At 70.4% G+C, this 22627-nt stretch carries 18 protein-coding genes; 9 read left to right on the top strand and 9 right to left on the bottom strand.

Annotated elements, in window-relative coordinates:
- Positions 1–103: 103 nt before the first annotated feature.
- The 3 genes from ACWD4G_RS06800 (at position 104) to ACWD4G_RS06790 (ending at position 4208) form a co-directional block, all read left to right on the top strand.
- A complete protein-coding gene (locus tag ACWD4G_RS06800) occupies positions 104–2245 on the top strand; it encodes a hypothetical protein (RefSeq protein WP_451291114.1) in 2142 nt (713 codons plus the stop codon).
- A 5-nt stretch (positions 2246–2250) separates the two neighbouring features.
- Complete coding sequence (locus ACWD4G_RS06795) at positions 2251–3888, top strand: amino acid ABC transporter substrate-binding protein (RefSeq protein WP_451291113.1); 1638 nt, start codon at positions 2251–2253, stop codon at positions 3886–3888.
- Positions 3889–4016: 128 nt separating this feature from the next.
- Positions 4017–4208 carry a hypothetical protein gene (locus tag ACWD4G_RS06790; RefSeq protein ID WP_451291112.1) on the top strand — a complete coding sequence of 64 codons (192 nt, stop codon included), beginning with the start codon at positions 4017–4019 and terminating at the stop codon, positions 4206–4208.
- Positions 4209–4218: 10 nt separating this feature from the next.
- Here the strand turns inward: ACWD4G_RS06790 and ACWD4G_RS06785 are convergent, their stop codons facing one another.
- The 7 genes from ACWD4G_RS06785 to ACWD4G_RS06755 all read right to left on the bottom strand — a co-directional run bounded on the left by ACWD4G_RS06785 (position 4219) and on the right by ACWD4G_RS06755 (position 10860).
- On the bottom strand, positions 4219–4896 hold the full coding sequence (locus ACWD4G_RS06785; protein WP_451291111.1) for a 4-carboxy-4-hydroxy-2-oxoadipate aldolase/oxaloacetate decarboxylase: 678 nt from the start codon (positions 4894–4896) through the stop codon (positions 4219–4221).
- A complete protein-coding gene (locus ACWD4G_RS06780; protein ID WP_451291110.1) occupies positions 4893–6104 on the bottom strand; it encodes an aspartate transaminase in 1212 nt (403 codons plus the stop codon). Before ACWD4G_RS06780 ends, ACWD4G_RS06785 begins: the two co-directional genes overlap by 4 nt.
- Before the next feature lie 4 nt (positions 6105–6108).
- The gene (locus tag ACWD4G_RS06775; RefSeq protein WP_451291109.1) at positions 6109–6852 is read right to left on the bottom strand and encodes an SDR family oxidoreductase; all 744 of its coding nucleotides are present in this window, start codon (positions 6850–6852) and stop codon (positions 6109–6111) included.
- Between the two features lie 40 nt (positions 6853–6892).
- Positions 6893–8206, bottom strand: coding sequence for an MFS transporter (locus tag ACWD4G_RS06770; RefSeq protein ID WP_451291108.1), 1314 nt, complete (start codon positions 8204–8206; stop codon positions 6893–6895).
- 77 nt (positions 8207–8283) lie between these two features.
- Entirely contained in the window at positions 8284–9369 is a 1086-nt protein-coding gene (locus ACWD4G_RS06765; RefSeq protein WP_451291107.1) for a 5-oxoprolinase subunit C family protein, read from the bottom strand.
- Positions 9362–10075, bottom strand: coding sequence for a 5-oxoprolinase subunit B family protein (locus ACWD4G_RS06760; RefSeq protein WP_451291106.1), 714 nt, complete (start codon positions 10073–10075; stop codon positions 9362–9364). Before ACWD4G_RS06760 ends, ACWD4G_RS06765 begins: the two co-directional genes overlap by 8 nt.
- On the bottom strand, positions 10072–10860 hold the full coding sequence (locus ACWD4G_RS06755; protein WP_451291105.1) for a LamB/YcsF family protein: 789 nt from the start codon (positions 10858–10860) through the stop codon (positions 10072–10074). The genes ACWD4G_RS06760 and ACWD4G_RS06755 overlap by 4 nt, the downstream gene beginning before the upstream one ends.
- A 259-nt stretch (positions 10861–11119) precedes the next feature.
- Here ACWD4G_RS06755 and nac point away from each other — a divergent pair, with 259 nt between their 5' ends.
- The 4 genes from nac (at position 11120) to ACWD4G_RS06735 (ending at position 14998) form a co-directional block, all read left to right on the top strand.
- A complete protein-coding gene (nac, locus tag ACWD4G_RS06750) occupies positions 11120–12058 on the top strand; it encodes a nitrogen assimilation transcriptional regulator NAC (protein ID WP_451291104.1) in 939 nt (312 codons plus the stop codon).
- 79 nt (positions 12059–12137) lie between these two features.
- Positions 12138–13130, top strand: coding sequence for a 2-hydroxyacid dehydrogenase (locus ACWD4G_RS06745; protein ID WP_451291162.1), 993 nt, complete (start codon positions 12138–12140; stop codon positions 13128–13130).
- On the top strand, positions 13127–13897 hold the full coding sequence (locus tag ACWD4G_RS06740) for an SDR family oxidoreductase (RefSeq protein ID WP_451291103.1): 771 nt from the start codon (positions 13127–13129) through the stop codon (positions 13895–13897). Before ACWD4G_RS06745 ends, ACWD4G_RS06740 begins: the two co-directional genes overlap by 4 nt.
- 72 nt (positions 13898–13969) lie before the next feature.
- Entirely contained in the window at positions 13970–14998 is a 1029-nt protein-coding gene (locus tag ACWD4G_RS06735) for an L-idonate 5-dehydrogenase (protein WP_451291102.1), read from the top strand.
- 1624 nt (positions 14999–16622) lie between these two features.
- On the opposite strand, the gene ACWD4G_RS06730 is transcribed toward ACWD4G_RS06735, so the two are convergent.
- Positions 16623–16988, bottom strand: coding sequence for a VOC family protein (locus tag ACWD4G_RS06730; protein WP_451291101.1), 366 nt, complete (start codon positions 16986–16988; stop codon positions 16623–16625).
- A 93-nt stretch (positions 16989–17081) separates the two neighbouring features.
- On the opposite strand from ACWD4G_RS06730, the gene ACWD4G_RS06725 reads away from it, so the two are divergent.
- Positions 17082–18047 (top strand): helix-turn-helix transcriptional regulator, encoded by a 966-nt coding sequence (locus ACWD4G_RS06725; RefSeq protein ID WP_451291100.1) that lies wholly within the window; start codon positions 17082–17084, stop codon positions 18045–18047.
- 746 nt (positions 18048–18793) lie between these two features.
- Here ACWD4G_RS06725 and ACWD4G_RS06720 read toward each other — a convergent pair.
- On the bottom strand, positions 18794–21061 hold the full coding sequence (locus ACWD4G_RS06720) for a glycoside hydrolase family 3 C-terminal domain-containing protein (protein WP_451291099.1): 2268 nt from the start codon (positions 21059–21061) through the stop codon (positions 18794–18796).
- A gap of 218 nt (positions 21062–21279) precedes the next feature.
- Here ACWD4G_RS06720 and ACWD4G_RS06715 point away from each other — a divergent pair, with 218 nt between their 5' ends.
- Positions 21280–22278 carry a LacI family DNA-binding transcriptional regulator gene (locus ACWD4G_RS06715; RefSeq protein ID WP_451291098.1) on the top strand — a complete coding sequence of 333 codons (999 nt, stop codon included), beginning with the start codon at positions 21280–21282 and terminating at the stop codon, positions 22276–22278.
- Positions 22279–22627: the final 349 nt, after the last annotated feature.

Raw genomic sequence — 22627 nt, 5'->3', positions numbered from 1 at the left:
ACATCACATCCGTTGTCCTGGCTGAAGGTCTCGTGTTCCACTAATCTCCATCCACCACATCGATCACCCGCTCACGGGCGGGAGGGCATCCAGGGGGAGATGCGTGTATGAGGACCTGGGTTTCGAGAAACTCCTCGACGCGGACGGCTTCTTCGCACGCCTGTTAGGGCGCTCGCCGTCGGGTGACGACCGCAAACCGCTGTACGGCCCCGACCTGCCCGTGGTGCTGCTCACCGGCGGCCCGGGGATGGGCAAGGGGCGGCTGCTGCGGGCGGTGCACGACCGGTTCGCCCGCCAGGTGCCGGTGATCCGTCTGGACTGCGCCTCATCGGAGTACGCGGGCCGGGCCGGGGCGGAGCCCGGTGCTCGCTCGGCGGTTACCGAGGCCCTGGTCGAGGCCGCCCTGCTGCTGCACACCTGGCGGGGAACGGGCGGCGCGTTCACCTTCCCTCGGTTCTTCGCGGGCCTGGCGGTGATCGCGACCGGCGTCGCGGGCGGCACCGGTGAGGCGATCAGGACAGAGGTCGAGCGGTACGAGGAGCTGATCCAGCAGCCGCGCCTGCGCGGTCTGGGAGCGCGCGACTTCTGGCGCGGCGCGCTCCTCGGGGCCGTACGGAAGATGCTGGAGGTCCTGGCCGGACAGGCGTTCGGCCCGTATGGGGCCGCCGCGCTCACCGCGCTGCTCGACGCCCTCTTCGAACGTCTGACGCCCCGGGGCGAGGCGGAACTGGCCCGGATCTACGGCGAGTATCCCGGCGCGGCCGGCCAGCCCAAGCACGGGCTGCGCAGGCTCGCCGCCGACTTCCGGGCCGGCGGCGAGCGGCGGGAGGACGCGGAGCGCTTCCTGTTCCGGGCGCTGCGCGAGGATCTGGAAGCGGCGTACGGCGGGCTGGGGGGCTGGCTGGGCCGGGTCGGCCGCCCGGGACTGCTGCTGGACCACGCCGAAGAACCGCTGGGCGAGCGGCTGTTGCGCGCCGTGCTCACCGACCGCCGGGAGGGGCAGCGTGACCGCGTGGTGATCGTGGGTACGGCGCGCCGGGCGGACGGTGGCGACTTCCTGCACGGAGGTCTGCCTCCGAGAGAGGTGGCGGCGTTCCGGCCCGCCGACGGGGTGCCGGCCACCTGGTCCCGCCGTAGGGACTCGGAGGAGGACCGGGGCCCGCTGTCCGCCGGGGTGCTCATGCTGCGGATGCCTTTCCTCACCGGCGACCAGCTCCGCCGGGCGACCGAGCGAATACAGCTGGCCACGGAGCGGGAGGGCGGTATGGATCGCCGCCGTATCACCGCTGCCGTGGCCCAGTTGAGCGGCGGACGGCCGCACACGGTGATCCGGCTGGCCACCGCCGCCGCCGACCACCGGATGGAGACGGACGCCAACGACCGGGCCATCCTGGACGCCAAGCTGCACCACCCGGACGGCTCCCCCGAGCGGCCGGTGACGGACGTACTGCTTCAGGAGCTGATCCTCGACCAGCTGCCGGTGCGGCTGCCGGCCGAGCATCATGACCAGTGGCTCGATGTCCTCACCCATCTGTCGGTGGCGCACGACCCGGAGTGCGCGGACGTCCTGCTGCGCCATCACCAGGCGGGCCGTGTCCTACGCCTGACGGCACATGAGGTCGCCCGGCTGCTCAACGACACGGGGTGGCCCAGCTGCGAGCGGCACTTCATCGGGGACTTCGGCCTGCGCCAGCTGCTGGTGCACCGGCTGTACGGGCTGTCGCGCGACGGTGCCGCCTGGTACGCCGACCACCATCTGCTGCGCGACCACTACGCCGTGAGTGAGTCGACCGGCGGTACGTTCCACTCGGTGACCACCCACCAGATGAACCACCACCTCGTCTCCGGCGGCGTCGATGACGTGGTTCGCCACCTCGCCGCCACGCTCCCCGGCCGCTCTCGTCAGTGGTGTGAGGAACTGCTGGAGATCGCCCAGGCCCCGTATCCGGGCGGAGCGGACGAGCGCCGCAAGCGCGCCCAGGGTCTGGTGCGGCTGGACGGACCGCCGCTGCGCCGCACCGTCGACCAACTGCTGCACGCCGTATGGCTGTGCGAGGAACGCACCAGGCCGACCGGGGGCGAAATGGCCCGCACGCTGGAGCAGTTGTTGAGGCAACTGTCGATCATGGAGTTCGACGGCGCCGGAGAACTCGGCCCGACAGCGACCGAGTGGAGCCACCTGGCCGCGAACGAGCGGCCGTTGCTCCGCTGCGACTGCACCGATCAGCTCGGCCGAAGGAGGTAGCGGGGATGCCCGGCTGGATACCCAGGTGGAACAGACTGCCCAGGTGGGGAAAGATCCTCTACGCGCTGGCGGGGGTGGCGGCGCTCGTGGCCGCCGGTGTATACGGCATTCCTGCCCTCCAGAAGCCGGACACCTGCCACGACGGCATCGAGAAGATCGGAGGCGAGTGCGTCGGCGTCGACGGCGCGGGCTACGACTTCGGCACACCGGAGATCAGCGCCGTGGCCAAGGCCATCTCGGAGGAGAACAAGAGGATCGCGAACCAGCCGCATGTCACCGTGGCGATGATGCTGCCCCTCCAGTCGGACACGCCGGGGCTGCGGCGGCAGATGCGCAGTGACCTCCAGGGCGCGTATCTGGGCCAGCGACAGGCCAACTCGGGCGAGGGCCAGGTACCCAAGATCCGTCTGGTTCTGGCCAACCCCGGGCGGAACTACGGCCATCAGGACAAGGTCGTGAGCACGCTGCTCGACATGGCCGAATCCGACGAGGACAAACTGCGAGTCGTCACAGGCTTCAACCTCACCCTCGACGCCACCGAGGAAGCCGTGGAACGTCTGACGGACAACGGCGTCCCGGTACTCGCCTCCCGCATCAGCGGGGACGGGATCGCGAACGTCGACGGGAAGAAGCAACGATTCCCCGGCCTGGCCCGGATCATCCCCACCAACGGCAACGCGGCCGAGGCCCTGGCCAACTTCAATGGCGAGCGAGGCCGGGAGAACGCCAGGACGGTGCTGGTCCACGACACCCGCCCGGACGCCTACAACGAGTCGCTGGCGAGCGCGTTCCGGGGGATCAAGGAGACGGGGCCGGCCGGTCCCGCCGATATGTCCTTCGAATCCCCGGGGATCGACGAGGCCGGCTCGACCGGCAGCCAGTTCGAGCAGATCGCCAACAACATCTGCGGTTCCGCGGCCGACACCGTCTACTTCGCGGGGCGCACGCTGCACCTGCGGATCTTCGCGCTCACGCTCGCCAAGCAGACCTGCGCGAACCGGCACTTCACCCTGGTCAGCGGCTCCGACGCCGCCTCGCTCCGACAGGCCATGACGGAGAAGGACTGGGCGCAGCTGCGCGGCGAGGACGGCGAGGCGAAGGTCACGGTCCAGTACGCCGCCCCCGCGCACCCGGCCGCCTGGAACACCGAACTGGCCGCCTGGACCAAGCAGTGGAAGGAGACGCACGACGGCGAGCCCACCGCGAGCGAACTCCCCCAGTACCTCGCGGAGCCCAAGGCAGCCCTGGACACGCTCAACGACCTGATCAAGAGCACGAGCAAGGCGGGCACCGACCTCGGCTCCACGCCGAACCTGGAGGACTCCCGCACCATGCTCGTCCACGACGGCCTCGTCACCATCGGCACGGCCCTGCACGAGGTACAGGGCAACGACGCCGAGCAGGCGCCCAGCCTCGCGGACGTCCGCCAGGAGTGGTCGAAACTCCAGTCGGTGCACCGGGTGAGGGGCACGAGTGGCCTGATCTGCCTGACCAGCGGCGGGAATCCGTACGACAAGCCGGTCGCGGTGGTCGAACTGAACCCGGGCCAGGGCGTGCGCGGCACCCTGAAGTTCGTCGGTCTGGGCTGGCCCACCGGCAAGGAACAGCCGAAGAACTGCGTGATCCCGAGCAGCACTTCCTGATCCCCAGCTGGTCCCCACGGGGCATGTCCGTGACGCGCGTGTCCAAGGGCTGCCGGGTCAAGAGGCTGGCTCGCCAGGGCCTGTCACGGTGTGAGACCTGGCGTCGCGGATGGTGTCCTGCCATTGCCGTGTCGGGAATTGACGTCGGTGCGAGCCATGAGGCCGGCGACGGTGAGGAGGTCGTCGTCCGTGAGCAGACCGTGCCATACCGCCACCGGCAGCCCGCCAGGCCGTCCGGCGTCCAGGCTCCGCAGGTCGTACGCGCCGCGTGCCAGGGCAAGCAGGCGAAGATTCAGATCCCGATCTCGGAGGAGGGTTGAGCGTTCTTGCTCACTCCTCGTCGATCACCAGGCCCTTGGCAGCGAGGAGCGGTGCCAGGTTGCAGATGTCGATGACGGTCCTGCCCGCCCGGTAGGCGGATATGTAGCCCTCCTCGGCGTCGACCCGCTCCTGGGATGACACCGCCACTTCCGCGGCGTCCTCGCGGCGTACGACGACGACACCGTCGGCGTCCGCGCGGATCACGTCGCCGGGGCGGACGAGCTGACCGCCGACGGTGACGGGCTCGCACATGGGTCCGACCGTCTCCTTGACGGTGCCCTTGATGCAGACGCTGTGGGAGAAGACCGGGAAGCCGAGGGCCCGCAGGTCCTCGGTGTCCCGGACGCCGGTGTCGGTGACCAGGCCCGCGATCCCCTTGGCCTGGCAGGCGTTGGCGAGGACGTCGCCGAAGGAGCCGGCCTCGGGGTAGGCGCCGGCGGAGACGACGATGACGTCGCCGGGGCGGGCGTAGGCGATGGCGGTCTGGAGCATGAGGTTGTCGCGGGGTGCGCACTGGACCGTGAAGGCGGGGCCGCAGACGGACATGCGGTGGTCCACCGGCTTGATGGTCGAGTCGAGGGCGCCGAGCCGGCCCTGCGCCTCGTGGATGGTGGCCGAGGAGTAGGCGCCGAGGCTTTCGACGAGTTCGGGGGCGGGGCGGTCGAACTTGGTGCTGACGCGGATCATGAAGGCCTCTCGGACAGGGTGGCGCAGGCGGCGGCGATGCGTGCGCAGGCTTCGGTGAGGATCTCCGTGGAGGTGGCGAAGGAGATGCGGAAGTAGCCGGGGGCGCCGTACGCGGTTCCGTGGATCACCGCCACCTGCTGGTCCTCCAGGAGGTGGCGGGCGAAGTCCTCGTCGTTCTCGATCCGGGTGCCCGCCGGGGTGAACCTGCCCAGGTACTCCCGGCAGTCGACCAGGAGGTAGAAGGCTCCACTCGGGGTGGTGCAGCTCAGGCCCGGTGTCTCGCCGATGAGTTTGACGGTGGTGTCGCGTCGCGCCCGGTAGACGGCGACGGTCTCCCGGACGAAGTCCTGCGGGCCTGCCAGCGCGGCGGCGGCTGCGGCCTGGCTGATGGAGGACGGGCAGGAGGAGATCTGCGACTGGAGGGTGTTGATCGCGGCCACCAGATCGACGGGGCCCGCCCCGTAGCCGATGCGCCAGCCGGTCATGGCGTACGTCTTGGAGACGCCGTTGGTGAGGAACACCCGGTCGGCCAGGCGGGGTTCGACGGCCGCCAGCGACGGGTTGTCGCCGTCGTCGTACCAGATCTCGTCGTAGATCTCGTCGGTGAGGACACGGACGTGCGGGTGGTCCAGCAACACATCGGCGAGTGCCCGGAGTTCGCGGGTGGTGTAGGCAGATCCGGTGGGGTTTCCGGGGGTGTTGAGGACGACCCAGCGGGTGCGCTCGGTGAGCGCTTCGCGCAGCCGGTCCGGGGTCGGCTTGAAGCCGTCCGACTCCGGGCAGTCGACGATGACGGGCATGCCGTCGTTGGCGCGGACCATGTCGGGGTACGACACCCAGTACGGGGCCGGGATCACGACCTCGTCGCCCTCGTCCAGCGTGGCCGTCAGGGCGAGGAAGATGACCTGCTTGGCCCCGCCGCCGACGGTGATCTGCGTGTCGGTGTACGCGAGGCCGTGGCGGCGCCGGAGCCGGTCGATGATCGCGGTGCGCAGGGCCGGAGTGCCGTTGACCGAGGTGTACTTGGTCTCTCCCGCCTCGATGGCACGGATCGCGGCGGCCTTGACGTGCTCGGGGGTGTCGAAGTCGGGCTCGCCGACGGTCAGGTCGTAGATGGCCAGACCCTGGCTCTTCAGTTCGCGCACGCGCTGCGCCGCCGCCACGCTGGGCGAGGGGTTGATCCGGCGGACCCTCTTGGCCGTGATCATGTGCTCAGCCCTCCCGGCGTTCGAAGTTCAGGCCGCCGGGGACCTGGAAGGTGGGCAGGATCTCGATGTGGCCGATGTTGACGTGCCGGGGTGAGTCGACGGCGAACTCGATGGCGTCGGCGATGTCCTCGGGCTTGAGGGACTCGTAACCGTCGTAGAACTGCCGCTGGGCCTCCTCCATGTCGCCGAGGAGCCGGCCGAAGATCTCCGTCTCCACGCGGCCGGGGCAGATCTCGGTGACGCGCAGCCGCTTGCCGTAGCCGTCCACCCTCAGCTGTCGGGAGAGGGTGTGCACGGCCGCCTTGGTGGCGTGGTAGATCGTGTTGCCGCCGAAGTTGTAGACGCCGGCGATGGAGCTGATGTTGACGATGTGGCCGAGGTCGCGCTCCACCATGCCGGGCATGAGCAGGCGTACGAGGTGCAGGACGGCCTGGATGTTGACGGCGATCTGCTCGTCGACGGCGAACTCGTCGGCGGTGAGGATGTTGCCGGTGCGCGAGACGCCCGCGTTGTTGACGAGGACGTCGATCTCCAGGCCGTCCAGTACGGCGCTCAGTGCCCCGGTGTCGGTGATGTCGACGGCGTGCGGGACGCAGCCGGTGGCGTCGGCGAGGGCTTGAAGTCGTTCGGCGTTGCGGGCCACCGCGTGGACTTCGAGTCCACGCTTGGCCAGGCGTTCCACGACCACGGCTCCGATTCCGGTGGACGCTCCCGTGACGAGAGCGGTCCTGTAGTCGGAGATGGGCATGCGGGTGCTCCTTGTTCGGTGGGGTTTTCCGAGTGGGCGGTCAGACGTCGCGCAGGGGCAGGTGGGCCCGGTCCTTGACCCGGGACACGGCGACGAGGGTGCCCAGCGCGGTCAGGACGGCGTAGTAGGCCGGCATGTGGACGTCGCCGGTGCGGTCGATGAGGTAGGTCATCAGCAGCGGGGCGGTGCCGCCGAAGAGGGCGGCCGAGACGTTGTAGCCCAGGCCGTAGGCGGAGTAGCGCACCCGGGTCGGGAAGAGCTCGACGAGCAGGATGTGGATGACACCGGTGTGCCCGGCGAACACGGCCGCCATGAGACACGCTCCGAGGACGGCGAGCGCGACGTTGCCGGTGCCGATGAGCAGGTAACAGGGGATGCCGACGACGGCCATGGCGATCGCGGCCCCGGCGATGACCTTCTTGCGGCCGAGGCTGTCGGAGAGCCGGCCCATGTACGGGATGGCCAGACAGATCACGACCAGGCTGGAGGCGGTGACGAGGAGGCCCTGGACCTTGCCGAAGCCCAGCTCGGTGCTCATGAAGGTGGGCATGTAGCTGAACAGGACGTAGTAACCGGAGCCGTTCATCAGGGGGATGAACAGGGCCAGCAGCATGGCACGACGGTGCTCGGCGGAGGAGAAGGCCTCCTTGAGGGGGTTCCTGGACAGGCCGCCCTCTTCCTGGAGTCGCGTGAAGTTGGGCGTGTCGCTGATCCGCTTGCGGATGTATATGCCGGTGATGCCGAGCGGTACGGCGAGCAGGAAGGGGATGCGCCAGCCCCAGGACTCCATGCGCTCGGTGCCGAGTCCGCTGGTCATGGCGGCGGCGATCAGGGTGCCGGTGAGCAGGGAGAGGAAGGAGGCGATCTGGGCGTAGCTGGTGTAGAGGCCGCGCTTGCCCTCGGGGGCGTGTTCGGCGAGGAAGCTCATCGCGCCGGATGCCTCGCCGCCGACGGAGAAGCCCTGGGCGACCCGGAGCAGGATGAGCAGCGCGGGGGCGGCGATGCCGATGCTCGCGTAGGTGGGCAGGATGCCGATGGCGGCGGTGGCGACGCTGATGAGCAGGATGACGAAGACCAGCATCCGCTGGCGTCCGATGCGGTCGCCGAGGTGGCCGCAGATGACGCCGCCGAGCGGGCGGAAGAAGAACGAGACGGCGTAGCCGAGGAAGACGAGCTGGACGGCGTTCTCGGAGCCGGGGAAGAAGACGGCGGCCAGGGTGCCGGCCATGAAGCCGAAGATGCCGTTGTCGTAGAGCTCGGCGAAGATGCCGACGCAGCCGGCGAGGGTGATCTTCCGGGCTGTTCTCTGGTCGACGGTGTTGGGAACGGGTTGAGCGGCGGCCACGGTACTCATGGCGTCTCCTGACGTGTGCAGGGCGGGGATGAGGGGGCTCGGCTCGGTGGGGACGGGCCGACGGGGCGGCTGGGGGGTCAGCCGCCGACGGGGACGGGGATGCGGAGGGTGTCGAAGGCGGTGCGGACACGGACCGCGAGTGCGTCGATCGCGGTGCGTCGCGCTCGGTGGGCGGCGACCGCCTGGCCGAGGGTGCGGTGGCGGAAGCGGACGGTCTGGCCGGGACGGACCTGGCCGAGGGCGGAGAGCCCGGTGGCGGTGACCACGGCGAGGACGGGGTAGCCGGCCGTGACACCGCGCCCTCGGTGCAGTACGAGGAGTTCGTCCCCCGTGGGTACTTCGACGGCGCCGACGGGCACGCCGCGGGAGAGGATTTCGCCGCTGGTGGTCCGGCGGGGCAGCGGGGTGTCGGTGCGCAGCCGCAGGCCGATGTGGTTGCTCTGCGGGCTCACCGTGAAGGGTGTGCCGTACAGGTGGGAGGCGCTGTCGCCGAACTCGGCCCGGTCGGGGCCGTCGGTGACGTCGATGGTCCAGCCGTCGGTACTGCGCTCTTCCGGGGGACAACCCCCGGACCCCCGGCCGGACGAGCAGGCCGGCCGGGGGGCTCGGCGCATCATGGCGAGGTGCGACCCGGTGAACGCGGCGGCGGGGGCCCGCAGCAGGAAGAGCGGGATGCGGGAGTAGGGGTGGTCCAGGGGCGGGCAGGCCGTGCGCAGGGTGAGTTCGTCACCGGCGCGCAGGGCCGGGCCGAAGCCCAGGACGGTGTCCGGGGCGCAGCTGCCCTGGAGGTAGTCGGCCTCGAACGAACCGAGCACGGCCAGGTAGACGCGCAGCCCGACACGGATGTCGGTGACGCGGAGGGTCTCGCCGGCCCGGACGGACACCGGCTCCCACTGGGAGCGGGCCGTGCCGTCGACGGTCAGCCGCGCGGGCGCCCCGGTGACGGCGACGAGGATGTCGGTGGAAGGGGTGCACGCGAAGTCGAGTGCCGTGATCTCCAGCAGCGGAACGCGTTCGTCGTTGCCGCACAGGACGTTGGCGACGCGCGCCGAGTACTGGTCGAGGGCCCCGTTGACGGGCAGCCCGTGGTGGGATCGGCCGGCGCGACCGAGGTCCTGCACCGTGGCGAGGCCCGTGGTCCGGATGGTGAGGGTGTCAGCCATGGCAGGCCGCCAGGGGCAGGTCCACGAGGTCGTCCCACTGGTCCGGGGCGATGGGGACGAACCGGAAGGTGTCGCCGGGCCGGTAGGGGGTCAGCGGGTCGTCGTGCAGGTCGAGGACGCGGACCGGGGTCCGTCCGAGGAGGGGCCAGCCGCCGGGCGAGGGCATCGGGCAGATCACCGCCTGCCGGCCGGCGACGGCGACCGAGCCGGGATCGACCCGGGTGCGGGGCGAGGCCAGGCGCGGAACGGGTGCCGGGAAGGGGGGTCCGTCCATCATGGGCGATCCCGCGGGCGCGCCGAGGCAGCGCACGGTGAGATCGGACCCGGAGTGGAGGTCGATCACCTCCCGCTCGGTCAGCCCGAGCTGCGCGGCGACCTCGGGCAGATCGGGGCCGAACGCGCCGCCGTAGACGACGGGGACGAGGAAGCGCCGGGGCGCCGCGGCCGGCGGGGGGTCGCTGCCGAGGCGTCCGGCCTCGTGCCACAGGACGCGGCGGACGGTGTCATGGTCGATGTCGGCGCAGTCGAACTCCACGAGCAACGCGTCGTAGGTGGGGACGAGGCCGTGCACACCGTGGAGCCGTACGGTGGCGAGGGCGTCGGCCAGGCCGTGGACGAGCCGCCAGGCCCGCTCGGCGTCGAGGCCCACCGCCCTCGCGACCAGGGCGGAGTCACCGCAGTCCGTGATGACGAGGTGCCCGCTCATCCGCGGGCTCCCGTGCCGCTCAGTACGTCGTCGAGCCGGGCGAACTCGACACCCGCGGCGAGGAGTTGCTCGCGGACCCGGCGGGCCAGCGCGAGCGCTCCGGGGGTGTCCCCGTGCAGGAGGACGGTGTCGCAGGCGATCGGCACGTCCGTTCCGTCCGTACTGCGGATCACGCCCTCGGTGACCATCCGCACGGTCCGCCGGGCGATCTCGTCCGCGTCGTGGATCACGGCTCCCGGTTCGGAGCGTGGCACGAGGGTGCCGTCCCCGCGGTAGGCGCGGTCGGCGATCCCCACGATGCCCACGCGCAGTCCGCGTTTGCCTGCCGCGTCGGCGAGTTCGCCGTCCTGTGCGAGGACGATCAGCGACTCGTCCAGCGAGGCGACGGCGTCGACGACGGCTTCGGCGTAGTCGGCGCGTACGGCGACCAGGTTGCCCAGGCGGCCGTGCGGGGCGACGTGCCGCACCCGGGTGCCGTGCGCGACGGCGAACGCCTGGAGCGCGCCGACCTGGTACAGCACGTCCGTGCGCACCTCGTCCGGCGTCAGGTCCATCGCACGGCGGCCGAAGCCGACGAGGTCGGGAAAGCTGGGATGGGCGCCGACGGCCACCTGCTTCTCGACGCAATGCCGCACGGTGGTGTCCATGATGCGCGGATCGCCGGCGTGGAATCCGCAGGCGACATTGGCGGAGGTCAGCAATTCCAGGAGTGCTTCGTCGTCGCCCATCGTGTAGGCGCCGAATCCCTCGCCGAGATCGGCCACGAGATCGACCATGCGGGTCATGAAGCCCTCCAGGAAAAGGAAACGAAAAAGGACCACCGGCGTCTTCACGGCGACGCCTCGCCAAGAAAGGAAGAATTCCGGGAACCTGAGCTTCTCCGGCTGTACCGGACCGGCCCCGGCGGGATGTTTCCCACAACGTAGTGCGCCGCACACCCGGCCACCAATACACGTTTACTTTGGCGTTATCGCAGACCGCTATGACACCGCTCACACTCGCGGCTCCCTACGATGAGGCTCCGCTCGACCGGAGGGCCCGCGCATGGACACCAGACGTCTCTACTCCTTCATCAAGATCGTCGACGCGGGGAGCATCACGCGCGCGGCCGACATCCTGCACATCGCGCAGCCCGCGCTGAGCCAGCAGTTGTCCGCGCTGGAGGCGCAGTTCGGGCAGCAGTTGCTGATCCGCAGCAAGCGCGGGGTCGCCCCGACGGAGGCCGGCCGGGCGCTGTACCGGCATGCCCAGCTGATCCTCAGGCAGGTGGACCTGGCGCACGCCGCCGTCGAGATCTCGGGCCGGGCACCCGCGGGCAGCGTGTCGGTGGGGCTCGCCCCGTACAGCATGGGCGCGGCGCTCGCACTGCCCCTGCTCAGGAGCGTGCGCGAGCGGTACCCGGACATTCTGCTGCACATCAACGAGAACTTCGGCGGTGTGATCAGCGAGGCGATCATGACCGGGCGGATGGACATGGCGTTCATCTACGGCGCCGGCCCGCTGCGGGGCGTGCAGTTCGAACCGGTGCGCTCGGAGGAACTGTTCCTGATCGGCGCGCCCGCCGGCGCGGCGCCGCAAGGCGAGGGCGGGGTGAGCCTGGAGGAGCTCGCGGAGGTGCCGTTGCTGCTGCCGAGTCGTATCCACACGATCCGGCAGGTGGTGGACTCCGCCTTCCAGCAGGCGTCGCTCAGGCCGCGGGTGGTCGGCGAGGTCGAGTCCGCCCTGACCCTCGTGAACGCCGTGGACGCGGACCTCGGGGCCACCGTCCTGCCCTGGTCGGCGGCCCGGGCGATCCTCGATCTGCGCTCGCTCGTGGTGCGCCGGATCGTGAATCCGGTGATCCGGGTACAGCTTTCCATGGTGACCTCGGACAACCAGCCGCTCTCCGAACCCGCGCTGGCCGTGCACGACCTTTTCCTGGAACTCGTCACCGCATTCGACGCACCGGCCGGAAACGAGCCGGACGATAAGCAGAATCAATAACGTCACATCGAACCGCTATTTGTTGCCGTCGCGTGTCATGGTTAGCGTCCTCTCCATGGCTCTCTCCACGGCACCCTCCATGAATAAGCGTGTGCTCCTCACCCGTGCGAATCTGCCCGGTCACGGCCCTGCCCGCCTGTCCGAGAGCGCGGACGTGGTCGCCTGGCCGGGGAGCGACAAGCCCTCCCCCGCGCAGCTCGCCGAGTCGGCGCCGGGCGCGGGTGCGATCCTGGCGCTGGGCAACGACCCCGTCGACGCCGCCCTGATGGACGCCGCCGGTCCCTCGCTGGAGGTCGTCGCGCTGGCGAGCATGGGCTTCGACAACGTCGACCGGGCCGCCGCGGCCGAGCGCGGCATCGTGGTCACCCACACTCCGGGGGTGCTCGCGGAGACCACCGCCGACCTCACGTTCGCCCTGGTCCTGGCCGCCCGCCGCCGGCTGCCGGCAGCGGCCGCGAGCCTCGCCGCGGGCTCCTGGGACGTGTTCCGGATGGACGACCATCTCGGACTCGACGTCCACGGAGCCACCCTCGGTCTGATCGGCTACGGCCAGATCGGCCGCGCGGTGGCCCGCCGCGCCCGGGGGTTCGGTATGCGGGTGCTGCACCACGACCCGTACGCCACCGGGGACGACGAGCTGTCGACGGCGGTGAGCCTGGCGACACTGCTGGCCGAGTCGGACGTCGTCTCGCTGCACGTGCCGCTCACCGAGGAGACCCGACACCTCGTCTCGGTGCGGGAGTTGGCCGCCATGAAGCCCACGGCCACCCTGGTGAGCACCGCACGCGGCGGTGTCGTGGACGAGCAGGCCCTGCTGGACGCCGTGCGGTCGGGCCGACTGCACTCCGCCGGGCTCGACGTCTACGAACGCGAGCCGATGGGACGGGAGTTGTCCCCCCTGGTGGCGGAGGAGCGGGTCGTGACGCTCCCCCACATCGGCTCGGCCACGGAGTCCACCCGGGCCGCCATGGTCGACCTCGCCGTCGACAACATCCTGGACGTCCTCGCCGGCCGCCCCGCCCGCACCCCGCTGCCCGGCACCCCGGCCTCCCCCGCGAAGGTACGAGCATGAGCCACCGCCTGTTCGACATCTCCGGAAAGACCGCCCTGGTCACCGGCTCCAGCCGCGGCATCGGCAAGGCCCTCGCCAAGGGCCTGCTGGAGGCCGGCTGCACGGCCGTCCTCAACGGCCGCGACAGTACGGCCCTCGAAACAGCCCGCAAGGAACTCGCCGCCGACTTCGGCGACTTGGTCCGCACAGCCGCCTTCGACGTCACCGACTCGGCGGAGGTCTCCGCAGGCGTCGCACGGATCGAGGACGAAGTCGGGCCGATCGACATCCTCGTGAACAACACCGGCGTCCAACACCGCGCCCCGCTCCTCGACTTCCCCGTCGAGGACTGGCACCGGCTTCTCGCCACCAACCTCACCAGCGCGTTCCTCGTCGGTCGCGAGGTCGCCCGGCGGATGGCTCCCCGGGGCCACGGCAAGATCGTCAACATCTGCTCGCTGCAGAGCGAGGCGGTCCGGCCGGGCATCGCCCCCTACTCGGCCACCAAGGGCGGCCTGAAGATGCTCACCAAGGGCATGTGCGCCGATCTCGGCCCGCTCGGTATCCAGGTCAACGGCATCGGCCCCGGCTACTTCGACACCGAACTGACCTCGGCGCTCGTCGCCGACGACGAGTTCAGCGCCTGGGTTCGAAAGCGGACCCCGGCCGGCCGCTGGGGCGATGTCGGCGACCTCGTCGGCGCACTGATCTTCCTCGCCTCCCCCGCCTCCGACTTCGTGGGCGGGCAGGTGCTGTACGTCGACGGCGGCATGCTCTCCGTCCTGTGACCCTTTCCGCGACCCCGTCCTGAGACTCCTTTCGCGAACCCGTCCTATGACCTCTGACCTCTTAGGAGCCCCATGCACGCGTGTGTCGTCCACGGAGCCGGCGATCTACGGATCGAGGAGCGGCCGTACGACGGTCCCGGTCCCGGTGAGATCGCCGTCACCGTCGCCCTCGGCGGCATCTGCGGATCTGACTTGCACTACTACCGCCACGGCCGGGTCGGTGACTTCGCCGTCCGCGAGCCGATGGTGCTCGGCCACGAGATCGTCGGCCACGTCGCCGCCCTCGGGCCCGGGACCGCAGGGCCTGCCATAGGCACCCCGGTGGCCGTCCACCCGGCCACCCCGTGCGACCGGTGCGCCGAATGCTCTGCGGGCCGCCGCAACATCTGCGCGAACACCCGCTACCTCGGCAGTGCCGCCCGCACCCCGCACGTCCAGGGCGGCTTCGCCCGGCTCATCACCACGCCCGCCGCGCAGATTCGCGTGTTGCCGCCCGAACTCGCTTTGAACCGCGCGGTGTTGGCCGAGCCGCTGTCGGTGGCCCTGCACGCCGTGCACCGGGCTGGTGACGTGACGGGCAAGCGGGTGCTGGTCACCGGGGCCGGGCCGATCGGCTGCCTGGTGACCGCCGTGCTGAGTCATCGGGGCGCCGCCGAGGTGGTCGTGAGCGACCTCCTCGACGCCCCGCTGCGCATCGCCGCGGCCTCGGGGGCCACCGCCACGGTCCGGGCCGACGCGCCCGACGACGGGGCCTGGGCGCAGCCGTTCGACGTCGCCGTGGAGGCGTCCGGAGCACCCGCGGGCCTGCGGACCTGTGTCGAGCGGGTGCGCCGCGGCGGCACGGTCGTCCTCCTCGGTCTGCTGCCGCCGGGAGAGGTCCCCCTGCTCGGCAACGTCGCCGTGACCCGCGAACTGGAGTTGCGCGGCGCATTCCGCTTCGACACCGAGTTCGACGAGGCGATCGCCCTGCTGGCCCAGGGTCTGCCCGTCGACGCAATCGTGACCCATACGTTCCCGCTCTCCGAGGGCCGAGCCGCCTTCGACATCGCCCACGACCGGGCCACGGCCTCCAAGGTGCTGCTGGACCTGAGCGGGGCGTGAGCGGGACTTCCGCAACTCCGGCCCGCTACCGCCGAGCCGAAGGAGCATGTGCGGGGCGCCGGCGTCAGACCGTCTCGGCCCGGCCGTGTCGTGGAAGTCGACGTCCTTCGTCTCCGGCGTACACACGATCAGGACCGGGCTCAGCGCGTTTGCCGCCGCCAGCAGCCCGGCGATCCTCCAGGGCGAGCCCGTCCAGTCCAGCGGCAGGGTCTGGTGGGGCACGGGCCGGTACACGCCGTCCGTGATGCGCGCGGTCACCTCGGCGAAGGCCGCAGCTGCCGTGTCGGGGGTGTCGGCGACGAGACGGGTGATGTCGACCGCGAAGGGGCGAGGTTGTTTCGCGATTGCCGACTGCATCAAGGCTTTGGGCCTGCGGCGGGCTGGTGGCCACGCTCCGCACGTTCTGCCGACCGGCCGCGGCCAAGCGAAGATCGCGTCGATGGCGGCGCTGCCTCGCGCGCCGGCTCGGGGCAGGAAAGGGGAGTACTTCCTCAGCGTGAACCCGGGGTCGGAGTGCCCCAGCCAGCGTGCCAGGGAGACGATCGACTCGCCGGCCTCCAGTTCCTCGGAGGCGCAGAAGTGGCGCAGGCGTGGAAGCCGTGCTCCTGGGACGGCTCCCACACACGGGCACCGTTGGTATTGCCCTCCTCCAGCGGGGCGATCACGCCCGCCGTGGCCGGCACGGGCTTCCACACGCAGGAGTTGGAAGAGTTCCGCTTGATGGCCTTCCGCTCGCGTCCCGTCACCAGGAGGCTGTAGGTCCTCGGCCGGAGTCGGGGCGTCCCGGTGCAGCGTGACCGGTACCGGCGTGAACTGCTCCAGGTGCTGCCGGATGGCTCGGCCACGCTGGCCGGCAGCGGCACGTCCCGGACCTTGGGCCCCTCGGGAAGCACGAAACACAGCTTCGCCCGCGCCATATCGACCTGCCGCCGGACGTGCACGATCTCCTTCTCGAAGTCGATGTCATCCGCTGAGTGACCGAGCGCCTCCCCTGGCGGAGCCCGAGACCTGCTCCGATCACGAGGAGCAGCCGATAGCGATCGGGCAGGGCCTCCCGTACCGCCAGGGCCCGTTCGGGCGGCCACGCCTCGACCCTGCCGGGTGCGGCGGCCGGAGAGCCGACCGACCGCGGTCTGGAGGACGCTGGAGAGCGTCGCCCAGACCAGCCGGATCGAGGTCGGGCCGAGGTCCGTGTCCAGCCGCTTCTTCCAGTGACGCAGGGCTTCCGCACCGATTGCGTTGAGCGGCTGTGCGCCCAGGCGGGGAACGATGTGTAGCCGGCCAGGTGGAACTCCGACCCGATACTCGCGAGTTCGTCGGTGATCCGTTGCGCGGACCACTTGAGCTCGCGGCGCCAGGCTCGACCTGCTCGATGGCCCATGCTGGAGTCGGGGTGCAGCCGATCACGGCCCGTCTCCTCCGCTTCGGAGCCGTCCGACACATGCCACTGCAGGCCGTCGTGCGATCACCGCCGGTCCCGGCCCGGCAGGACTCAACAGGCCTCCGGCGAGGGCGATTCGGACCATGGCCTGGGAACTCCGGTCAGCTTGATCGGCCACACCAATCGGCGGGACGCCAACGCAGGCGCGACACCTGTCGTGCGCGCCTGCCGCTTTGCGGCCCTTCAGCCCCGCGGTGCGACGCGGATACGGTTCCCGTCAGGATCGGCTGCGAGGAAGGTCAGCCCGAACCCCGCATCATGAGGCTCGCGCAGGATCGTGACCCCCTTGGACTTCCACTGCTCAAAGATCGCGTCGATCTCGTCGGGCCCACCGCCGATGGCCAGGCACACCTCACCGGTGCGCGGGACGTCCGGTGACAGATCCTCGAACCGGCCGGACCACAGACCGAGGTCAGCGCCCGGCCCGAGGCCGAAGGTGATGTATCCCGGAGTCTCGAACGAGGGGCTCATGCCGAAGAGGTCGCCGTAGAAACGGGCTGCGGCGGGAGCGTCGTTCACGTAGACGATGGACACGACGGATGTGGTCATGGTTGTTCCCTCTCACAGGCGGTAGATACGCATCCACCAGCCTGACCGGGATATGCGCCGCATCGTGTCGCAATTCCTGAAGAAAATGGGTGTGTGACCCCAGACCGCTTCTTCACCCTGATGCTGCTCCTCACATCGAGGGATGCCGTGACCACACAGGAACTCGCCTCAGCGCTCGGGGTGTCCCTTCGCACCATCACCCGGGACCTGAACTGGCTCCGCGACGCCGGTCTGCCGGTGACCGCACACCGGGGCCGCCTCGGAGGCGTGACCATGCTGCCCGGATCTGGCCTCGACCTCACGCGACTCACACCGGGCGAGCGTGATCATCTGTCGCTCACCGGGCTGGACGAGAAGCAACGTGCGGAGCTCGGCGCATCGGTCGAAAGCCGGCGCGCGCTCTCCAAGATCGCCGCTGCACAGCCACATCGAGTTCATGAGCTCCTGCCGCTCACCGACGTAGTGCACGTGGACAGCCGTCCCTGGCATCAGTCACGCGCTTTCGGCACGACTCCGGCTTCGCTGATCGGCGCGGTGCGGCGAGGTCGCCGGCTACGGCTCAAGTACGACAGCCCACGCGAGTCATGCCCACGCGACCTGGTCGTGGACCCCTACGGGCTGTTCGCCAAGGCCGGCATCTGGTACCTCGTCGCCGACTGTGCCCGAGTGCCACGGATGTACCGACTCGAACGCATCACCACGTGGAAAGAAGTCGACCAGCCACGACGGCTCCGCGAGAACCAGACCCTGGCCACCGTCGCCGCAGCGCTCACTGCTCAGTGGGAACACGACCACGCGATAGAGGTCAGCGCCACCATCGACCAGACCCAGATCGAGCGAGCGCAACGGATCTTCGGCCTACGACTCGTCCGGGACGACCATGAAGAGTCCGCCACCGGCCGCAAGGTGACAATCCGCTTCCTGCATCTGGAGGACGTACGAGCACTACTGCCGTTCGGGAGCGCCATCACGGTGCACGGCCCCACCGAAGCCAGGGCTCACCTCCGCGACCTCGCCACCGAACTCGCCCACCACTATGCGCCGTCACCAACGTCCTGACCCGCAACAGCCGGCTCATCATCCACGCCCACGCCGACGGTAGCGGCACCACCGTTGCCGTCGGCACCCACCGCGACACCGGCAAGAGCGTCTGCCTCCATGGCGAGAACCACCTGCGGCAGATCGCCGGCACCTTTGATCCACCTGCCGAGCGCGCCGTCGTCGAAGCCCGCGCCTCGCTCGACATACCGCCGCAGAAGCCGAACCAGCCGCCCCGGAACCGGAGATCGTGCCCGCTTACACCGCCGATGCCGGCGACCGCGACGCGCTCCTCGACCGGCTCCCGTGCTCCAGACCCGCTGCACCACCTCGCTGACGGCGACTCCGGGGACGCCGGTATCCAGTTCGACGCCTTCGCGGCCCAGCAGCCGACCAGCACGCGGCGCCGGACCCCGGACGCACTCCGCCGTGAAGGTGAGGCACACCACGCGAGTACCGGGGCACCTTCGAGAACGGCAGCTCGGCTCTCAAGACCGCCATCGATGAGGCCGTTGCGGCTCACGACCCGCAACGTACGGTACGCCTGGAGGTCGACAAGCCGGTCCCGCTCATCAGCGAGCTCCCGCAGACCGCCGGCCTCGTCTTCGAGGCCGGCGTACCGACCATCGGTCTCTTCAGCGGCCCCCTGTACCTCTGCGACAGGTCCGACACCATCGACATGGCCCACAAGCCGGACCTCGGATCAGTCGCGCGAGCGTTCACCGACTTCGTCGGGCATCTTGCGGCTATATCGAGCAACCGAGCCCTCAAGCACTGCCGACGCCGATCCGCTCAATGAGCTCGTCCATGTCGCCCAGGTCAAGCCTTCCGCCGCTCATCGCGACCAGCCTCACCAGCGGCAACGACTCCACCATGCGAAGTATCTCCGGCTCGTTGACCAAATCCGAACCCTCCTGGGCCTCAAGGGCCTGCTTGAGGACGGGGCCGCCCACCGGGTGGGACAGCCACTCGGCGACCGACGAGTCCTGGGAAAGCGGCGGGACGACGGACGGGGCCTCCACAACAATCGTGGCGCCGAGGCGGATGTCCCTTGAGGACGCGCCGACCTCGATGGTGAACTCCCCGGGTTCGAGGACCCAGGCATGCCGGGCGACGCTGTAGAAGGACAGGTCCCGGGAGCGGAGTTCGAGGGTGACCGGCACACTCTGCCCAGGGGTGAGCTCGCCGGTCTTGACGAACCCCTTGAGTTCGCGCGGGGGACGGTCCACCGACGACTCGGCGTCGCCGACGTACACCTGCACGACCTCCCGCCCGGGGCGGTCGCCGGTGTTGGTGACGGTGAGCCGCAGTCGCACGACCACGTCGTCGCCCCGGCCCTCCACCTCGGTGCTCAGGGAGGAGTATCCGAAGGTGGTGTAGGACAGACCGTGCCCGAAGGGGTAGGCGACCCCCAGGTCCTTGGCGTCGTAGTAGCGGTAGCCGACGTACAGCCGCTCACCGTAGGTGACCGTGCCCTCGGAACCGGGGAAGTTCAGGTGGGCCGGGGTGTCCGCGAGACGGACCGGGATCGATTCCGCCAGTCGGCCGGAAGGGTTGGCGCGGCCGAACAGCAGGTCGGCGACGGCCGCGCCGCCGGCCTGGCCACCGAGCCAGGCCTCCAGGACCGCCCTGGAGTGCCGCTGCCAGCCGCTCACCTCGACCACCGCGCCGTTGCTGAGAACGACGACGGTGTTGGGGTTGACCGCGGCCACCTCCTCCAGCAGGGCGGTCTGCCGCTCCGGCAGAGCGAGATGGGTGCGGTCGAAGCCCTCGGACTCCTTGCCCTCGGGCAGACCGAGGAAGAGCACGACGACCTCTGCGGCAGCGGCCGCCGCGACCGCCTCCGCGGCGAGCGCCGGGGCGTCCTCGCCGTCGAGCCGGAAGCCGGGCGCGAAGGTCACCTCGACGCCGGGCCCGGCCAGCTCCCGCAGCGAGTCGAGAGCGTTGTCCTGCCGGGTCGGGTTCACCTGTGAGCTGCCCGCCCCCTGGAACCGAGGGGTTCGTGCGAACTCCCCCAGAACGGCCAGGGTGGTCGTCCCGTCCGGGTCGAGGGGCAGCAGCCCGCACTCGTTCTTGAGCAGTACCGCGGACTCGCGGGCGGCCCGCCGGGCCAGCTCGTGGTGGCGGACGGCGTCGGCATCGGAGACCTCCGTCGAGGCGGTGGTGCGTCGGACCAGCGCCGCCAGTCGCTCGACGGCCCGGTCGATCAGGGCCTCGTCCAGTTCTCCACGGTCGACGGCCTCGACCAGGCGGGTCTCGCTCGCACTGCCGCTGCCGGGCATCTCCAGGTCCAGGCCGGCGGCGACGGAGGCGACCGTGTCCTGCACCGCGCCCCAGTCCGACACCACCACTCCGTCGAAGCCCCACTCGTCGCGGAGCACCTCCGTCAGGAGCCAGTGGTTCTGGGCCGCGTACACCCCGTTGATCCGGTTGTAGGCCGCCATCACCGTCCACGGACGCGCCTCGGTGATCACGTGCTCGAAAGCGGCCAGGTAGATCTCGCGCAGGGTGCGCTCGTCGACCCGCGCGCTGACGCGCATCCGCTCGGTCTCCTGGTTGTTCGCGGCGAAGTGCTTGACGCAGGACGCGACGCCCTGGCTCTGTATCCCACGGACCAGGGCCGCGCCGAGCCTGCCGGTGAGAAAGGGGTCCTCCGACAGGTACTCGAAGTTCCGTCCGCACAGCGGCGAACGCTTGATGTTGACGCCGGGCCCCAGCAGGACCGCGACCCCGGCCGCCCGGGCCTCCCTGCCCAGCGCCTCGCCCACTGTCTCCAGCAGCTGAGGGTCCCAGGACGAACCGAGTGCGGCGGCCGTGGGGAAGCAGGTGGCGGGAAGGCTGCCGTGGAAGCTGAAGTGCTCGCTGTCGGGACGCAGTCTGCGCACGCCGTGGGGGCCGTCGGTCAGGACGATCGACTCCAGTCCCGCGTGCTCCGACGCCTTGGTGTGCCAGCCCTCCCTGCCGGACAGCAGGGATGCCTTCTCGCACAAGGTCAGCGAGTCGGGCACTGAAGCGGGTCGGATCTGGTTTTCCACGAACGGCCCCTCGTCATGAACTGCCGATTCCACTATTAACTCGTGTTAGCAACACGTGTTACTCAGCTAACAGGAGGTCGGTGGTTCACGCAAGGCCTCGCCCCGGAACCGATCAGGCCTTCCGGCGCCGGTCCAACGATCGCGATCACGCCAAGTAACCCATCCGGCGCCTGAAGAGCGGCTCCCCTTACGATGCGGGGAGCCGATGCTCCGGCCCCATGACGCGAGGACTCATGACCCGACCCGCCAAGCGCATCACCAGCAGCGACGTCGCCCGCGCCGCCGGTGTCTCGCGGACGACCGTCAGCTTCGTCCTCAACGACAAGCCGGGCCTGTCCATCCCCGAGGAGACCCGCCGCCGCGTCCTGGACGCCGCCCGGGAGCTGGACTACCACCCGCACGCCGCAGCGCGCGCCCTGCGGGTGGGGCGCAGCGACATCGCCCTGCTGGCACTGCCCGACCTGCCGATCGGTCCGGGCATCAGCCGGTTCGTCGAGGAGCTGGCAGGGGCACTCGCCGCTCACGGCCTGTCACTGGTCACCCATCTGGAGAGCACCCACAGCCGGCCTCTCGCCGACGTCTGCGCGGCCATCAACGCGTCGGCGGTGCTCGGCCTCCACCACTTCGACGCGGAGACCGCGCAGGAGCTGCGCCACGCGGGAGCGAAGGTCGTGCTGCCCACCGCGGACCCTCTCGACCGCACCCCCACCTCGGCGATCGGCCGGATACAGGCGGAGCACCTCCTGGACCGCGGCCATCTGCGACTCGGCTACGCCCTGCCGGAGGGCACCGCCCTGGACGACTGGGCCCGGGAGCGGCTGGACGGTGCCGCCCAGGTCTGCGCGGCCCGGCGCCTCGATCCGCCGTCGCCCCTCACCGTCGCCCTCGACCCGGACCGGGCCGCGACCTCGGTGGACGCCTGGCGCCGGGAGCGAGTCACCGCGGTATGCGCCTACAACGACGAGGTCGCCCTGGCCGTCCTGGCCGGACTGCACCAGCGCGGCCTGCGAGCGCCGGAGGATCTGGCCGTGATGGGCTCCGACGACATCCCCGCGGCCCGGGTCGCCGTCCCGCCGCTCACCACCATCCGCTACGACCTCGCACGCATCGGACGCCAGCGGGCCCAGGCCGTGATCGCCGCGCTGGCAGGTGCCGACGGACGGTTCGGTTTCGAATCCGTCGACGCACCGGAGATCATCGCCCGCTCCTCCACCTGACCCCGCGACGCAGCCTCCTTTACCCATCTGTAATAACCGCGCATCTTGCCGGTGCCGGGGACACTGCTGTTAGGTCAGGGCACTAACTCGTGTTCGTAACACGAGTTACCAAATCGGGTCCCTGCCCGCACTACCGCGTGAACACCCAATCAGCACCGCGAGACCGTACGGGCCCACTCAACGCCCTCCCGTCCGAACGGGGCTCCGTGGGGATCTCGCACACCGGCACGGCCCCTCTCCAGCCGGCTCCCACAACTCGTCGGCCCCGCTTCCTCGTCGCCCCAGGAACGGACGCGCAGCCTCCGGGGTCACAACGCGACCTTGCCGCCCCAAGCCCGTGCCTGGCCGT

This window comes from Streptomyces sp. NPDC002643 (assembly GCF_053592555.1).
The sequence above is the reverse complement of the archived record's forward strand: the minus strand, read 5'-3'. Positions and strand labels throughout refer to the sequence as shown.

Excerpts from the sequence above, each read along its gene's own strand:
- ACWD4G_RS06735 (WP_451291102.1), top strand. The coding sequence starts at position 13,970 with ATGCACGCGTGTGTCGTCCACGGAGCCGGCGATCTACGGATCGAGGAG.
- ACWD4G_RS06770 (WP_451291108.1), bottom strand. The coding sequence starts at position 8,206 with ATGAGTACCGTGGCCGCCGCTCAACCCGTTCCCAACACCGTCGACCAG.
- ACWD4G_RS06795 (WP_451291113.1), top strand. The coding sequence starts at position 2,251 with ATGCCCGGCTGGATACCCAGGTGGAACAGACTGCCCAGGTGGGGAAAG.
- ACWD4G_RS06785 (WP_451291111.1), bottom strand. The coding sequence starts at position 4,896 with ATGATCCGCGTCAGCACCAAGTTCGACCGCCCCGCCCCCGAACTCGTC.
- ACWD4G_RS06755 (WP_451291105.1), bottom strand. The coding sequence starts at position 10,860 with ATGACCCGCATGGTCGATCTCGTGGCCGATCTCGGCGAGGGATTCGGC.
- ACWD4G_RS06745 (WP_451291162.1), top strand. The coding sequence starts at position 12,138 with ATGAATAAGCGTGTGCTCCTCACCCGTGCGAATCTGCCCGGTCACGGC.
- nac (WP_451291104.1), top strand. The coding sequence starts at position 11,120 with ATGGACACCAGACGTCTCTACTCCTTCATCAAGATCGTCGACGCGGGG.
- ACWD4G_RS06760 (WP_451291106.1), bottom strand. The coding sequence starts at position 10,075 with ATGAGCGGGCACCTCGTCATCACGGACTGCGGTGACTCCGCCCTGGTC.
- ACWD4G_RS06730 (WP_451291101.1), bottom strand. The coding sequence starts at position 16,988 with ATGACCACATCCGTCGTGTCCATCGTCTACGTGAACGACGCTCCCGCC.
- ACWD4G_RS06780 (WP_451291110.1), bottom strand. The coding sequence starts at position 6,104 with ATGATCACGGCCAAGAGGGTCCGCCGGATCAACCCCTCGCCCAGCGTG.
- ACWD4G_RS06740 (WP_451291103.1), top strand. The coding sequence starts at position 13,127 with ATGAGCCACCGCCTGTTCGACATCTCCGGAAAGACCGCCCTGGTCACC.
- ACWD4G_RS06775 (WP_451291109.1), bottom strand. The coding sequence starts at position 6,852 with ATGCCCATCTCCGACTACAGGACCGCTCTCGTCACGGGAGCGTCCACC.
- ACWD4G_RS06715 (WP_451291098.1), top strand. The coding sequence starts at position 21,280 with ATGACGCGAGGACTCATGACCCGACCCGCCAAGCGCATCACCAGCAGC.
- ACWD4G_RS06765 (WP_451291107.1), bottom strand. The coding sequence starts at position 9,369 with ATGGCTGACACCCTCACCATCCGGACCACGGGCCTCGCCACGGTGCAG.